Raw genomic sequence first — 15042 nt, 5'->3', positions numbered from 1 at the left:
GTGCCACTTCTGGCAACGCTACGCATAAAACCTTGGGTTTGTCAGGTCAGACCGGAGTGTCGCGCTGGATAGCGAGTAACAATTCGCACATTTGCGCCCCAGTAGTCACACCTGTCACATACGGAGCAACCCGCGGAACGGCGCCGTTTTGCACAGCCCTTCCGATCACCCCTTCCACAGGGCACCGGGCAGGGCTCCGGCGAACCACGACGTGATGGTGGTCGGGTGGGTGATCGCGGTGCCGACGACGACGGCGAAGGCGCCATGCTCCATGGCGGCCGCGGCCTGCGCGGGGGTGTGGACCCGACCCTCGACGACGAGCGGGATCTCTGCGATGCCGGCGACCTGGTCGACGAGCTCGAGGTCGGGGCCGTCGGTCTTGGGACGCTCCCCGGTGTAACCGGCCAGCGTGGTCCCGAGGATGTCGACCCCTGCGTCCTGCGCGGCCCTGGCATCGTCCAGGGACCCGCAGTCGGCCATGACGAGGACCTCGGGACGGGCCTGGCGGAGGCCCTCAACGGTCTGAGCCAGGCTCAGTCCATCGGGACGGGGGCGCCGGGTGCCGTCCAGCGCCACGATCTGGCTGCCGGTGGCGGCCACGGCGATGGCGTGGGTGAGGGTAGGGGTGATGAAGACGCCGTCGTGCCCCTCCTTCCACAGACCGATGACGGGCACGTCGACGTGCTGGCAGATGAGGGCCAGGTCCGCCAGGCCTTGCGCGCGGATGCCGACGGCGCCGCCGGCGACACAGGCCTGGGCCACCTCGTCCATGGTGCGGGGGTCGCGCATCGGCTCACCCGGATAGGCCTGAGCGGAGGCGATGAGCCCTCCCCTCAGGCGCTCCAGGACGGGATGGAGGCCCGAGGGGGTGGTCGGACCCCCCGTTGACGAGGGTGATGGTGACTGCTCGGTCATAGGTCTGTCCTGTCTGACGGCGCCTCGCGGCGGTGATGAGGTGATTAGTCGTGGGTGGATTCTGGGTGGTCTTGGTTAGTGCTGTTTAGTCGTGCTCGCCGGCCAGGGCGAGAGCCCCGCGGGCCGCACCGACGATCGGCGCGGTAGTCCCCAGGGTGGCGGGAACGATCCTGATGGGCGCCAGGGGGTCGATGATCTCCGCGGCGAAGGTCTGCCTGAGGGGCTCCCACCACAGGTCACCGGCTCGGGCCAGGCCCCCGGAGACGACGACGACGTCAGGGTCGATGACGGTGACCAGGCCCGCCAGGGCCCTGCCCAAACAGGTCGCCGAGTCCCGGTAGACCTCCTGGGCGATGTCGTCGCCCGCGGCCGCGCGCTTCTCGACCTCGCGGGCGTCCGGGACATGAGGGTCTCCGCCCTTGGCCAGGTAACGGCGGTAGATCTGCGGGCCTGCGGCAATGCCCTCGAGGTGCCCGGACCTGCCGCAGGTGCAGGGCTCGCCCTGCGCACCGGGAACGGGTACGTGGCCGATCTCGCCCGCAACGTGGTGGGCGCCTCGGCGAGTGACGCCCTCGATGACGAGGGCGCCGCCGACGCCGGTACCCACCGCCACCATGAGGACGACCTCAGCTCCGGTGCCGGCGCCGAGCCACGCCTCCCCGGCGGCATAGGCGTCGACGTCGTTCTCGACGTGGACCGGGATCGTGCCGAGCCCTGCGGCGGCGAGTCGTTCCTGCACGCCGGTGGCGACCTGCGTGCCGGCCCACCCGGTGATGGCGTCGGTGGCGGACAGGATCGTCCCGTGCTCGACGTCGACGACGCCTGCGGTACCGATGCCGACCGCCGTGATCGACACGGCCCTGCCGGGATCCTGGTGCGTTCCGGCCTCGACGACCTTCTGCACCAGGGCGCTGATGGCCTTGAGCATGGCGGCCGGACCGTCGTGGGCGGGAGTGGGGCAGGAGGTCACGGGGCCCTGGAGGGCCCCGTGACCGTCTACCAGGGCAGCGGCCATCTTGGTGCCGCCGAGATCAAGTCCGACGACGAGCGGGCTCTCGCCTGACGGTGACGGGTTGATGGGGTCGGATGGGGGGACATCCTGACTCATGACGCTCTCCAAAGGGGCAAGCGGCACGGGTGTGCCGGGTCTGGAAAAGGAATGGTTGATGAGGAGGTGGCGGCAGCTCGAAGCCGGCTGGAACCGGACTGGTGAGTGCCCGTTGACGCCGCTGGGTGCGTGCGCCCGACTCGCTCGACGTCGAGACTCTCGGGCGCACGCACCCAGCTGGACCCGCCAGGGCGTCAGATCAGGCCCTGCGCCTTGACGATCTCCAGGACCGCGTCCTTGGTCTCGCCCTCGAGAGCCTGGACCGGGAAGGCCATCTCGTTGGTGGCGATGATCCCGATCGCCTCCATCGCGGTCTTGAAGGCTCCGATACCGGTGGCGTCGGCCGAGCGCCCCTGGGGAACGAAGACGATCTCGAAGCCGGCGCAGATCTCGTCCTGGAGGCGGCGGACCTCGTCCCACTTCCCCTCGCGGGAGGCCTTCCACATCTCGGCGTAGCGGACCGGGTCCACGTTGCCGTAGCCGGGGACGAGCCCGTCCGCGCCCAGCAGGAGCATGCCGTCGACGACGCACTCGTGACCGGTCAGCAGGGCGAGCGGGTGCCCCGCGGCCTCATTGGCCGCGACCAGCCGACGGAAGGCGACGTCGTTACCGGAGGAGTCCTTGACGCCGGCGATGACACCCTCCTTGCCCAGCTCGACGAGGAGGTCGCGGCCGAGCTTGGCACCGCCAAGACGCACGGGCACGTCGTAGGCGAAGACGGGAACGTCGATGGCCGCCGCGATGGCGCGGAAGTGGGCCTTGATCTCCTCGGCGTCGTTGAGCGCGTAGAAGGGGCAGGTCGCCACGATCGCCTGCGCACCGAGCGCGACGGCGCGGCGCGCCTGCTCGATGACGCGGTGAGCCGTGGTGTCAATGGCCCCCGCGAGCACCGGCACACGACCTGCAGCCTTCTTGACGACGCGCTCGATGACGGCGTCGCGCTGGGAGTCGGTCAGGTAGGCGACCTCTCCTGAGGACCCCAGGGCGAACAGGCCATCGACACCTCCGACGATGAGGTGCTCAACGACCTTGTCCAGGCTGTCGAGGTCAACCTCGCCCTCAGCGGTGAAAGGGGTGACGACCGGCGGGATGACGCCGGTGAAACGGTTGTCCATGTGGTGTCTCTCTTCATTGAAAGGTTATCGGACGTCTGACATCTGACGTCAATGAGTATTGTTGCAGATCTTTCTTCCCGGCGCCACCCCGGCGCCTGCGCACGCGCGATCACTCGCGTCGCAGGTACCGGGGTGGCTGGAGGCGGGACTGAGGCAGAGCCCGGGCAGGGCGCAGGAGGGGCTACTTGACGGACCCCTCGGAGAGCCCTCCCGAGATGTGCTTCTGAATGATCATGAAGAAAACGACCGACGGGACGATCACGATCACGGAAGCAGCCATCATGGCTCCCCAGTCAAGAACCTCCGACCCCTGGAGAGAGTAGAGGCCGACTGCGACGGGCATCCTGTCCGACTCGGTGATGAACAGGAGCGCGTAGAGGAACTCGTTGAAGGTATTGATGAAGGTGTAGACGGCAGTGGCTACGATCCCCGGCAGGATGATGGGCACCGAGATCTGCCAGAACACCCTGAACCGGCTCGCCCCATCGACCGCGGCGGCCTCCTCCACCCCGACGGGAACCGTCTGGAAGAAGCCGATGAGCATCCAGATCGCATAGGGGATCGAGAACGACAGGTAGGCGATGATCAGTCCGATGTAGCTGTTCATGAGCCCGAGCTTGACCATGGTGATGGTATACGGGATGGCGAGCAGAATCGGTGGGAACATGTAGGTGCCGATGAGGATCTTGGTCAGCTGCCTGCCGACACGTGGGAAGAATCGGACGATCCCGTAGGCGCCGAGCATCGAGACCACGACAGCGATCACCGTCGAGCATCCCGCGATCAGCAGTGAGTTCTTCAGGTTCGTCAGGAACCCGATCTCCTCGACCACCTTGCGGTAGTGCTCCAGCGTTGGCGAGCTCGAGAACAGCTGCAGCGGGTTCTGCGCGAGCTCGTGAGAGGTCTTGAAGGACGAGGAGACGACCCATACGAGCGGGAACACCGCGACAAAGGCGGCAACGATGAGAATGAGGTACACGCACACGGTTCCCCACGGACTACGACCAGCACGTCGCATGATTCAGCCCCTTTCCTTTTCCCAGCGGTTGAGCATCCTGAAGGCGCCGAAGGCCAGAACCAGCAGGAAGATGAGCAGCAGGATCGTCACCGTGGAGGCGACGCCGAGCTGACGCAGGTTCCAGCCCTCCTGGTAGGCGAAGATCGGCAGCGTCGTCGTCCTCTCCCCCGGACCTCCGCCCGTCAGGAGGAAGAGCATGTCGAAGTTGTTGAAGACCCAGATGGTGCGCAGGATGACCAGCAGCCCGATGACCTCGCGGATGTGGGTCAGCGTGATGAACCTGAACCGCTGCCACCCGGAGGCCCCGTCCACCATCGCCGCCTCGTACTGCTCCTGAGGAATGGTCTTGAGAGCCGAGAGGATATTCACCATGAACATCGGCGCACCGAACCAGATGTTGATGAGCAGCGCGATCCAGAAGGTCGTCGTGGGGTTGCCCAGCAACGCCGTGTTCTTGTCGGTCAGGCCGAGGGACGTCAGAAGATTGGGAAGGAACCCGTAGACGTCGTTAAGGATCCACTTCCAGGCGAAGGCGGTGATGATGGCCGGAAACGCCCAGGGCACGATGAGGAGGGTGCGGAACAGCCCCGATCCGCGCGGAACCCGGTCCAGAGCGAGGGCCAGCACCATGCCCACTGCCAGCTGGCCGATGATCGATGCCGCGGTCCACTTGATCGACACCCCGAACGCGTTCCAGAAGCTGGAGGATCCGAGGAGGTCGGTGTAGTTGGAGATCCCCACCACGTGGTAGCTGGTACGCAGGAGGTTCTTGTCCGTGAAGGAGTACCAGATGCTTGAGAAGACCGGGTATATCAGCAGAGCAAGAACGACGATCATTGACGGCGCCACGAAGCAGACGCCTGTCCAGTTCATTCGTTTGATGCGTGTCATGAGTTCACCTTTCGGGCTGGGCGGCGGGGACGGTGTCACCTCCCCGCCGCCGCGCCGACTCACTTGATGCTGGCTCCTGCGGCCTTGAACGCCTCGTTGAGCTTCTTCTCGCAGTCCTTGGCGGCGGTCTCGACATCGGTGCCGTCGATGATGATCGAGTGGTACATCTTCTCGATCAGTCCCTGACTGGTGAGAACTCCGGCCTGGACGAGCGGTCCCTTCTCCATGCCGATGGCGCTTCCGACGTTGACCTGGTCCTGGATCACCTTGATCGACTCGGAGTACTTCTGGATGGTCTCGTTGCCCAGGTAGGTCGAGTCCTGCGAGATGTCGCTGAGGACAGGAAGCATGCCGCCGGGGACCGAGTGGAGGAACTCGATGTACTTGTCCTTGGTGAACAGGAACTCCAGGAAGGCCTTCGCCTCTCGCCTGACCTTGGAGGCCTCCCACACCACCAGGGGCACGTTCGACACCTCGGCCGGGTAGTTCGCCGGATCGGAGGCCTTCATCCTGGGAAGCGGCGCGGCGGCGATGGAGTCGACCAGGTCGGGGCGGTTGGTGGCCACCCCGGAGATGTGGAACCCGGAGTTGAAGTCGAAGGCGGTCTTGCCCTGGTAGAAGAGAGTCGCCTGGTCGAGGACCGCGTAGTCCAGGGATCCCTCCGGGGAGACCGACTTGTACAGGTCGGTCCAGTACTTGATGCCGTCGAGGGCCGCATCGGAGGTCAGGTTGGCCCCTCCGTCGTCCTTGAGCAGTCTTTGCCCCGCGGAACGCACGTAGAAGTTGAGGTAGCGCGCCCCCAGCATGTCGCCCGTCCCCAGGGGCACGGACAGTCCGTAGAGATCATCGGACTTTCCGATCGCCTTGGCCGCCGTGGCCAGCTCCTCCCAGGTCGTCGGGACTGACAGGCCCTTCTGCTGCAGGATGTCGGTGCGGTACCACATCACCTGGGCGTGGGAGTAGATGGGCACCGAGTACGACTTGCCGTCCGACTGCCCCTCGGCCAGCGCCGGCTTGGGGAACCGGTCTCTGCCGATGGAGTCGATGACCTCATCGAGCGGCACCAGAGCCTCGGAGTTGATCATCTCCACGACGTTGTTGGGCAGCGCGGTGGAGATGTCCGGGACCTGTCCGGCGGTCAGGCCGGTGGTCCACTTGGTGTTGAACTCGGACCAGGAGAACTGCTCGATCTTGACGGTGACGTCGGGATTCTTGGCGTGGAACTCCTCGGCCATCTTCTTCATCCAGTCCGCACGCGGCCCCTGGGTGAATGACGACCACATGGTGACGGTGCCGTGCAGCGGCCCGGTCTCCTCGTCGTCGGACGAGCTCTTGCCGCCGCACGCGGCCAGCGCACCGCAGACGCCGACACCGCCCAGGACCATGAAGCTGCGGCGGCTGAAGGCGGCCTGCAGGTGCGACGGGGCAGACGTGGACGGAGTGGACGGGGACGGGGTCATGACGGTTCTCCTTTGAACGGTGATGAGTAACGGGTGGTTGAGTGGGGTGTGACTGATCGGCGAGTCGTTCATGAGCAGCTGCTCTGCTCCGCTGCCGCCGGCGGATCAGCCGGTGGATCAATGGCCTCGATGGCCGCGTCGAGCTCGGCGTCGGTCTCCGTGTCGATACCGACGTCGAACCAGCTCAGGGGAAGGCGCGAGAAGTAGAGGCCCTGGCACTCGTTCTCCCAGAGGAGCCCGATCCTTCCGTCGGGCAGGACGCACATGCACTGGTAGACGTAGTGGCCGGGGTTGAAGGTCCGTGAACGCCTCCACGTGCGGCCCCCGTCAAGACTGAGCCGAATGACTCCGCAGCCTCGGAACGGGAGCATGAGCGAGGCGTTGGCGAAGACGATGCGGTCCTCCCCCTCGGCCGAGGGCAGCGAGATCGCATTGGGCTGGCACCAGATCTCGGGAAGATCCTCGTCGAAGCGGATCGGCCCCCAGGTCTGTCCTGCGTCGTGGGACTCGCTGACGGCGACGCGTCCACGAGGATGCTGGTTGCGCATGAACAGCAGAAGCGATCCGTCCGCCCTCTCCACCACCGCGGCCTCGTGCAGGGACCAGGTCTCATCGACGAAGGTCCGTGGGTCGAGTCGGCCGTCGGGGGTCTGTCTGCCCTCGTTGGGACCGTGGCCGAGCCGCCAGGTCTGCCCGTGGTCGTCGGAGTAGGCGACTGTGGCGCACATCGCCAGCCAGTTCCGGTCGTTGTTGAAGTAGAGGGGCACCACGAGACGTCCGGCACGCGGACCGTGTCGCAGGGCGATGCCGTTGCCCGGGCAGGTGCCCAGGAACCTCATCCACGGCTGCTTCAGCTGGGGGTTGAGATCCCGCGGCCTGCTCCAGGTGGCGCCGTCGTCGTCGGAGTGAGCGATCTGCAGGTAGCTGGTGGGGATGGCCAGAAGGCTCTCGGCCGGGTCCGCCCCGGGTGCGAGCTCGATGTTCCCGGCCGGATGACCGTCGCGGAGCACGGCGCCGTCATCCTCGATCCGGAACTCGGTTTCCTGGCCGTCCATCGTCCTCACCGTCCCGTCCGGTTCGACGACGTAGCGTCCGTCGTCGAGATCCCGCAGGAGGCGCCTGCCCTGCTCGTCGAATCCGGTGGAGGCCCAGCAGTTGGGCTGGCCGATGCCGCCGGGGAAGTGATCGATGAGGACGTGGATCCTGCCCGTGTGCGGGTCCTGGACCATGCAGGAGTCGATCACCGACGAGGCATCCTCCCCACGTCCCGGGCAGTCGATGACGGTGCGGGCCGGCTCCCAGCTCCGCCCTCCGTCAAGGGACCGACGCACGACGAAGTTGATGTCGTTGGGAGAGTCATTGGCGTTGGAGACGCGCTGGTCGGCACCGGCCAGGATGGTGCCGGAGGCCAGCGTGAGGAGGGATGGGATCCGGTAGGACGCCGAGCCCCGGTAGCCCCGGTCGAACAGGGCGTCGGTCTCAATGGGCTCAACCTCGCACAGGCGCTTGATCTGTGCGTCGCTGAGGGCGTAGTCGTAGAGTCCCGCGCGCTGGACCTCTCCGGACAGGCGCACGCCGTTGCAGTCCTGGCCGACGACGATCTCATCGAGCCCCTCCACCTCACCGAGGAAGAACTCACCGGGAGCGTGCGTCTCGCGGAACCCGTCGACGTAGAGGTCGACGGCACCGTGCCCCACGGTGACCACGACCTCGTGCCAGTCGCCGTCGCTCCACGCACCGGTGGCGGTGACCTCACGGCGCTCCCCCGCGGCACTCACACCGGTATAGGTGATCCCCTCCGGAGCGACCGTCACGGCGAGCTGCTCACGTCCGAGCCCACCGGCTGCGAGGAGGGCTCCTTGCTGCATACGGCCCCGCACCCTGAAGCGTAGCCAGAGGGCACCGTGCCGGGCGTCGCCGAAGCGGGCGACGTCGTAGGGGCTCAGACGGTTCGCGGCGAACTCGACCAGCGGCTCCGCGCGCCGAGACAGGGCCAGGACCTCCCGTGCGGTCAGCACCTCGGAGCGCACCGTGAACGCAGTGACCTCCGGGCTGTCGCCCTGCCCCAGGACGGCCTGAGTCAGTCCGGGAAGGTCCTTGAGGAAGGCCGTGGTGGTGCCGCAGAAGACCTGGTAGCCGTCGAGGTACAGCCGGGTGCCGGCGGAGCCGACGGTGACGACGGCGCTGTGCCAGCGCCCGTCGTCGAGCGAGCGCACGTCCTCGGCCTCCAGCTTGCTCCACCTGCCTGGAACCGTCGCCTCGTACACGAGTGATGACCCGACGATGCGCATGTCGAGAGAGCATCCCTCGGCGCCGCGCAACGCGAACAGGTTTCCGTCGGACCTCGACCTGAAGTCGAAGGAAATGCTTCCTGATTCAGTGTCGAGGATTTTCTCATCAAGCCGCATCGCGGCACACGCAGAGCCCATAAGTCTGCCCATAAGTCTCCACCTACTTCTCTAAAAAAGACACAGAGGTCCCTTGTGGTAACTGAATTGATTGCGACGACCGTCCGCCGCACCAGGCATGGCGAGGCGCGCACATCAAGAATGCGTCTGGCACCGGCCGCACTCGGTCCCACGAGATCGAGGACGTGCCAGGACGCCGTCCGCCTCATAGAACGGGGACGAGGCGGGGAGCAGCGGGCCGCAGTCCGCGACCCCTTCCATCACACTGACGGGGATATGGCTTATCAGCAGCCGTCAGGAAGAGATCAAGGAGGGTCCCCGCCCCTCACGCACGACGGACTGACGTCGCGCAGTCGTGGTCACACGCCATGGCGCTGCGACATACATAGGACCCTCCTTCGCATTCAACACCTTTGTTGACGGCCATACATGCCGTACACAGCTCCTCGCTGAACTGATAAAAGCAATGTACCCGACATGTGACCTGGAAGTCAATCCCCATAGACGCGGAATTCGCTCCGAATTCACACGAAATATGCTCTCCACTCTCCCCGGAACCTTCAACGACTATATCGGCCGCTCAACCTATTACCGTGTGAGCCGTCTGAAGGTGCTCGACGCAGGGGGTCGGCAAAGTCGGTGGGTGATGAGGGATGAGCCGGTCTGACGGGGGCTTTGACGGGGTTTGGTGTGTCGTTGAGACGGGGGCGCGGGCCCCGTGGGGACGATGAGTGGTGTCTAGTCATCCCCTCGTCCTGGGAGCCCGCGCTGATGCCATCCTCCACCACGACCGCCTTGTCGCGCCAGCCCCTGGTCCAGGTTCTCAGGAACGTGACCGACCCCCGCGATCGGCGGGGTGTGCGCTTGAGGCCTGCCCACGGTCCTGTCCCTGGCCGTCACCGGGGTGCTGGCCGGCTGCCGGAGCCTGACGGCGATATGGGAGCACACCACCGACCTGACCGGCGCCGACCTGCGCTCTCTGGGGCTGGAGGAGGGGCAGGCCCTTCCATCGGAGTCCACCATCCGACGGGTGCTCCAGGACCTGGACCCCGCAGACCTCGACGCCCATCTGATGACCTGGTTCTACACGCGTACCGGCACCATCAACGGCCGCACAGTGATCGCCGTGGACGGCAAGACCATGCGTGCAGCGCGCAGGGGCGAGGATCCGGCGCCGCACCTCCTGGCCGCCTTGGACCACGCCACGGGCGCCGTGCTTACCCAGGAGCGGGTGGCCGGCAAGTCCAACGAGATCCCCGCACTCAGGGTTCTGCTTGAGCCCCTCGACCTGGACGGGGTCGTGGTGACCGCTGACGCCATGCACACCCAGGTGGACACCGCCCGGTGGATCACCCGGCGTGGTGGTCACTACGTGTTCACCGTCAAGGGCAATCAGAAGACCCTGCGCAGGACGCTCAAGGCCCTGCCGTGGAAGGACGTCCCGTCCATCTCCTCGGTCGACCGCTCTCACGGTCGGTGGGTGCGGCGCACCGTCAAGGCCCTCGAGGCCCCTCAGCGGGTGGACTTCCCCGCCGCCGCCCAGGTGGTCCAGATCCGACGCACCCGAACCGTCAAAGGCCGCAAGCGTGTCGAGGTGGTCTACCTGATCTGCTCCCTGCCCATGACCGACGCCCAGCCCGAGGCCGTCGCGGCCTGGGTCCGCGGGCACTGGGGGATAGAGAACCGTCTCCACTGGATCCGGGACGTGGTCTTCGACGAGGACCGTCACCAGCTGAGCACCCGCAACGGCCCCGAGATCATGGCCGCCCTAAGGAACCTGGCCATCAGCCTCATCCGCCTCTTCCTCGGGCCCGGCGTCTCCATCGCCTCAACCACCAGATCCCTGTCCAGACGCCCCAAACGAGCCATCAGCCTACAGACCCAACCAACCCCCTAAAACCGACTTTGCCGACCCCCTGGTGCTCGACGCAGCAGTGAGGGGCGGACCCGAACGGGTCCGCCCCTCACGATGAGGCCGGTTGATCAGAATCTGACCGGACGACGGCTGCTCAGACGTCGAGCAGCGAGGGCACCGCCGCAAGGAGCGTACGCGTGTACTCCTCCTGCGGGTTGTTGAAGATCTCCTCGGTGGTGTTGAGCTCGAGGATCTTGCCGAAGTACATGACGGCGATCCGGTCCGAGACGTAGCGCACCGTGTTGATGTCGTGGCTGATGAACACCAGCCCCAGTCCCAGGGAGGCCTTGAGGTCCTGAAGGAGGTTGAGCACCTGGGCGCGCACGGAGACGTCCAGGGCGGAGGTGGGCTCGTCAGCCACGATGATGTCGGGGTCCAGAGCGAGCGCTCGGGCGATGGCGACGCGCTGGCGCTGACCACCCGAGATCTGCCGGGGCAGCACGTTGAGGGCGCTGGGAGGCAGACCCACCAGGTGGAGCAGGTCGCGTACCCGTGCCTCCCGCTCCTTGGGCGACCCGATGCCGTGGACGTTGAGCGGGTCGATGAGCGTGTCGTGCACGATCATGCGCGGGTTGAGAGCCGTCGCCGGGTCCTGGAAGACCACCGAGATGCTGCGCCCCAGCTCACGACGATCCGAGGCGGAGTGCCCCAGCGGGCGTCCTTTGAAGATGACCTCGCCGGAGGTGACCGGCTGCAGCCCCACCATGACCCGGGCGGTCGTGGACTTACCGCACCCCGACTCCCCCACGAGCCCCAGCGTCTCCCCGCGCTTGACGGACAGTGAGACGTTGTTGACCGCGTGGACCGTGTCCGGGTTGAACAGGCCGCCGGTACGGGACTTGTGGATGACGTTGACGTCCTTGAGCTCGACGACCGGCTGGTCCTCGCTCCATGAGGTCGATGCAGAGGTGTTGGAAGGCATCAGTGATTCTCCTTCGCGAGCAGAGCCTCGAGCTCAGGGGTGATGGCGTAGCTGTGCTCGGTCGTGCCGGGCACCGGCTTGAGCACAGGCCGGGTGTCCAGGCCGACCGTCGGATGGGCCGATCGGGGGGCGAAGCGGTCGCCCTTGACGAACTCGCTGGGCGAGGGGACCACTCCACGCACCTGGTGGAGCCGCTTGGAGCCCGCCTCGATGGAGAGCACGGCTCCCAGCAGTCCACGGGTGTACTCGTGGACGGGATTGGACAGCAGCTCACTGGTGGGGGCCTGCTCGACCACCTGGCCCGCGTACATGACGGTGATGCGGTGGGCCAGCTTGGCCACCAGAGCCAGGTCGTGCGAGACGAAGACCATCGCGAAGCCGAGCTTCTCACGCAGCTCGTTGAGCAGGTCGATGACCTGCTTCTGGACAGTCACGTCCAGCGCTGTCGTCGGCTCGTCGGCCAGGACCAGCGAGGGGTCCCGGGTCAGCGCCATGGCGATGAGAACGCGCTGACGCTGACCACCGGAGAGCTCGTGCGGGTAGCTGCGCAGCGTGCGCTTGGGGTCGAGCCCCACCAGCTCGAGGAGCTCCTCGGCGCTGCGGGTCCCGCCGCGGGAGGTCAGCTGCGCCATCTGGGTGCGGATGAGCATGGAGGGGTTCAGTGACGACAGGGCGTCCTGATAGACCATGCTCATCTCGTGGCCGCGCAGGGCGTTGTGCTCGGTGGGCGTCATCTCGAGGATGTTGCGCCCCTTGAACAGGATCTCACCGGAGAGGCGGGCCGACGGAGGCAGCAGCCCCATGACGGCCATCGAGCTGATGGACTTACCGCAGCCGGACTCACCCACCAGGCCCATGGTCTCACCGGGACGCACCGAGAAGGAGACGCCGTCGACGATGTCGACCTCGCCGTGCTGCTCGGGGAAGGCGATCGAGAGGTTCTTGACCTCCAGGACCGGTTCCTCGCCGGTGTCCTCGTACACCAGACGGTCACGACGGGCGAGCTCGGCGACCCGCAGGGAGCTGAGCCGGTCGGCGAGAGGAACGTCCTCGGCCGCTGGAGCAACCACGCCGGTCAGCGAGCTCACGCTGGTGGCGTCACCGTCCTTGGCGACGGTGGAGTTTGCGGTCACCGCCTCGGCGGCGTCGTCCCAGGCCTCCAGGGTCTCCTGCGCCTCGGCCTCCATGGCCTCCTCATCCGCCTGGACGTCGGGCTTGGCCTTGATGCGCGGCGAGGCCATCGCATCGGTCAGTCCCTCGGACAGGACGTTGAGGCACAGGGTGGTGATGAGGATGAGCAGGCCGGGGAAGAAGGTCGGCCACCAGTGGCCGGACAGGAGCAGCTCCTTGCCCTCCGAGAGCATGTTTCCCCAGGTCGGGGTGTTGACGGACTTGATGCCCGCACCGATGAAGGACAGTGAGGCCTCGAAGACGATCGCGTCGGCCACCAGGACGGTCGCGAAGACCATGATCGGGGCGATGCAGTTGCGTGCCACGTGCTTGAGAAGGATCCATGGCACCGGCGCCCCCATCACCTTGGAGGCGGCGACGTAGTCCTCTCCGAACTGGGAGATGATGTTGGCACGTACCACTCGGGTGAGCTGGGGGATGTAGAGGATGGCGATGGAGATGATGATGACCGGCAGCATCGGCAGGCGGGTCGACATCGCCGAGACGAGCACGGCGGCCAGAGCGATCCCCGGGAAGGACATGACGACGTCGAGCACGCGCATGAGGGTCTCGGCGATCCACTTGCGCGACGTGGCAGCGACGGCCCCGAGGACGGAGGCCACCAGGAGCGCCAGGCCGGTGGCGGTCAGACCCACGACCAGTGAGACCCTGGCGCCGTAGACGGCGCGGGAGAAGATGTCACGTCCAGTGCCGTCGGTGCCGAACAGGTGAGACATGGAGGGAGCCACCACGGGATCACTGGCAGTGACCTCTCCGACGCCCTCGATGTAAGAGGTCGTCTTGGCCTCCGCAAGACCGGTAGCACCGGGAGCGTAGGGGGCCACGACGGGAGCCAGGATGGCGATCAGGGCAATGAGGCCGAGCACGACGATGGCGATCTTCGAGCCGAGGGGCAGCGCCTTCCAGCCCTGGAAGCGCAGCCCGGGCCGCGAGGCCTTATCCAGTGTGGAACGGTGCAGCATCAGATGCTCCTGATTCGTGGGTTGACGAGGACGTAGAGCATGTCAACAACGATGTTGATGAGGATGAAGGCCAGCGCCACCGTGATGGACACTCCCTGGACGATGTTGACGTCGTTACGGGTGATTCCCTGGAAGATCAGCTGCCCCATCCCCTTGATGTTGAAGATCATCTCGATGACGACGGCACCCCCCATGGCGTAGCCGATGCGCAGCCCCAGCACGGTCAGCGGGGTGATGAGCGCGTTGCGCAGCACGTTGCGGGCGACCACGATGTTCTTGGGAATACCTCCACCGATGGCAGTGCGCACGTAGTCGCGATCGAGCTCCTCAACCATGGCGGTACGTACCACGCGGGTGAGCGACCCGGTGTTGGGAACCGCGATGGCCAGCGCCGGCAGGAAGATCTGGTTGAGGTACGTCGCGGGATCCTCTCTGAAGGGAACCCACTCGGACACCAGCGCGGGGAAGGTACCGGTTCCTCCCGGGATGTCGGAGAACCACTGGATGAGCAGCAGGGCGAGCCAGAAGGACGGGGTGGCCAGGCAGGCGATGGAGATGACACGGATGACCTGGTCCTGCCACTTGTCCCGGTACAGAGCGGCGATAATGCCGAGGATCGTGGCGAAGATGACGGCCACGAAGATTCCGATGAAGGTCAGCTGGAGCGTGATCGGGAAGGCGTCGGCGACCAGGCGGGAGATGCTGACTCCGGTGAAGGAGGTGCCGAGGTCTCCGTGGGCCAGGCCCACAAGGTAGTCCCAGAACCGCTTGAGAAGGGGATCGTTGAGGTGGTGGACGACGCGGTACTGCTCGAGGGCGTCTGCCGTTGCCGACTCGCCCAGCGCCAGGCGCGCCGGGTCTGCCGAGGAGAACGACATGACGACGAAGACGAGCAGCGTCACGCCCAGCACCATGACCGGCAGCGCGACCAGGCGCCTTCCGATCAGGCGGATGAGGTTGGACACTGAAATGCTCCTTTGCGTTAGCGTCCTGCCGCCGGGGAGGGCGACTGGGTGGGCTTGGCAGCGGGGAGGCCAGCTGCCACTCCAATTGTCTGATGTCTGACGTCAGATAGCAAGTCCGTCACGTCTGCTTCACAGAGGCTCCGGCGAATCGAGAACGGCTCGGGCGGCACGG

The 15042-nt window shown here is 66.2% G+C and carries 11 protein-coding genes; 1 reads left to right on the top strand and 10 read right to left on the bottom strand.

Translation table 11 applies throughout. The annotated features are described in order from the left end of the window. Positions 1-165: 165 nt before the first annotated feature. The 7 genes from EL340_RS01445 to EL340_RS01415 form a co-directional block, all read right to left on the bottom strand. On the bottom strand, positions 166-915 hold the full coding sequence (locus EL340_RS01445) for an N-acetylmannosamine-6-phosphate 2-epimerase (RefSeq protein WP_126413112.1): 750 nt from the start codon (positions 913-915) through the stop codon (positions 166-168). 85 nt (positions 916-1000) lie between these two features. Beyond that, entirely contained in the window at positions 1001-2023 is a 1023-nt protein-coding gene (locus EL340_RS01440) for an ROK family protein (RefSeq protein WP_126413111.1), read from the bottom strand. A gap of 194 nt (positions 2024-2217) precedes the next feature. Then, on the bottom strand, positions 2218-3138 hold the full coding sequence (locus EL340_RS01435) for a dihydrodipicolinate synthase family protein (protein WP_126413110.1): 921 nt from the start codon (positions 3136-3138) through the stop codon (positions 2218-2220). A 181-nt stretch (positions 3139-3319) separates the two neighbouring features. Further along, positions 3320-4156: a carbohydrate ABC transporter permease gene (locus EL340_RS01430; protein ID WP_126413109.1), complete on the bottom strand. Its 837-nt coding sequence runs from the start codon at positions 4154-4156 to the stop codon at positions 3320-3322. A gap of 3 nt (positions 4157-4159) precedes the next feature. Further along, complete coding sequence (locus tag EL340_RS01425; RefSeq protein ID WP_197722330.1) at positions 4160-5047, bottom strand: carbohydrate ABC transporter permease; 888 nt, start codon at positions 5045-5047, stop codon at positions 4160-4162. A 59-nt stretch (positions 5048-5106) separates the two neighbouring features. Next, positions 5107-6507, bottom strand: a complete 1401-nt coding sequence (locus tag EL340_RS01420) for an ABC transporter substrate-binding protein (protein ID WP_126413108.1) — start codon at positions 6505-6507, stop codon at positions 5107-5109. A 68-nt stretch (positions 6508-6575) separates the two neighbouring features. Next, entirely contained in the window at positions 6576-8936 is a 2361-nt protein-coding gene (locus EL340_RS01415) for an exo-alpha-sialidase (RefSeq protein ID WP_408608576.1), read from the bottom strand. Between the two features lie 883 nt (positions 8937-9819). Here EL340_RS01415 and EL340_RS01410 point away from each other — a divergent pair. Beyond that, a complete protein-coding gene (locus EL340_RS01410; protein ID WP_232023168.1) occupies positions 9820-10812 on the top strand; it encodes an ISAs1 family transposase in 993 nt (330 codons plus the stop codon). A 112-nt stretch (positions 10813-10924) separates the two neighbouring features. On the opposite strand, the gene EL340_RS01405 is transcribed toward EL340_RS01410, so the two are convergent. Genes EL340_RS01405 through EL340_RS01395 form a run of 3 tightly spaced genes read right to left on the bottom strand, consistent with a single transcriptional unit; the run spans position 10925 to position 14870 of the window. Continuing rightward, positions 10925-11752 (bottom strand): ATP-binding cassette domain-containing protein, encoded by an 828-nt coding sequence (locus tag EL340_RS01405; RefSeq protein ID WP_126413107.1) that lies wholly within the window; start codon positions 11750-11752, stop codon positions 10925-10927. Further along, positions 11752-13905: a dipeptide/oligopeptide/nickel ABC transporter permease/ATP-binding protein gene (locus EL340_RS01400; protein WP_126413106.1), complete on the bottom strand. Its 2154-nt coding sequence runs from the start codon at positions 13903-13905 to the stop codon at positions 11752-11754. Before EL340_RS01400 ends, EL340_RS01405 begins: the two co-directional genes overlap by 1 nt. Next, positions 13905-14870, bottom strand: coding sequence for an ABC transporter permease (locus EL340_RS01395; protein WP_126413105.1), 966 nt, complete (start codon positions 14868-14870; stop codon positions 13905-13907). The genes EL340_RS01400 and EL340_RS01395 overlap by 1 nt, the downstream gene beginning before the upstream one ends. Between the last annotated feature and the right edge of the window lie 172 nt (positions 14871-15042).

This window comes from Actinomyces viscosus (assembly GCF_900637975.1).
GTDB lineage: Bacteria > Actinomycetota > Actinomycetes > Actinomycetales > Actinomycetaceae > Actinomyces > Actinomyces viscosus.
Note: the sequence above shows the minus strand (reverse complement) of the source record. Positions and strands in the feature narration are given on the sequence as shown.

Bases quoted from the DNA above. Each gene is read 5' to 3' on its own strand.
- EL340_RS01400 (WP_126413106.1), bottom strand. From the start codon at position 13,905: ATGCTGCACCGTTCCACACTGGATAAGGCCTCGCGGCCCGGGCTGCGC.
- EL340_RS01440 (WP_126413111.1), bottom strand. From the start codon at position 2,023: ATGAGTCAGGATGTCCCCCCATCCGACCCCATCAACCCGTCACCGTCA.
- EL340_RS01405 (WP_126413107.1), bottom strand. From the start codon at position 11,752: ATGCCTTCCAACACCTCTGCATCGACCTCATGGAGCGAGGACCAGCCG.
- EL340_RS01430 (WP_126413109.1), bottom strand. From the start codon at position 4,156: ATGCGACGTGCTGGTCGTAGTCCGTGGGGAACCGTGTGCGTGTACCTC.
- EL340_RS01425 (WP_197722330.1), bottom strand. From the start codon at position 5,047: ATGACACGCATCAAACGAATGAACTGGACAGGCGTCTGCTTCGTGGCG.
- EL340_RS01445 (WP_126413112.1), bottom strand. From the start codon at position 915: ATGACCGAGCAGTCACCATCACCCTCGTCAACGGGGGGTCCGACCACC.
- EL340_RS01435 (WP_126413110.1), bottom strand. From the start codon at position 3,138: ATGGACAACCGTTTCACCGGCGTCATCCCGCCGGTCGTCACCCCTTTC.
- EL340_RS01420 (WP_126413108.1), bottom strand. From the start codon at position 6,507: ATGACCCCGTCCCCGTCCACTCCGTCCACGTCTGCCCCGTCGCACCTG.
- EL340_RS01415 (WP_408608576.1), bottom strand. From the start codon at position 8,936: ATGGGCTCTGCGTGTGCCGCGATGCGGCTTGATGAGAAAATCCTCGAC.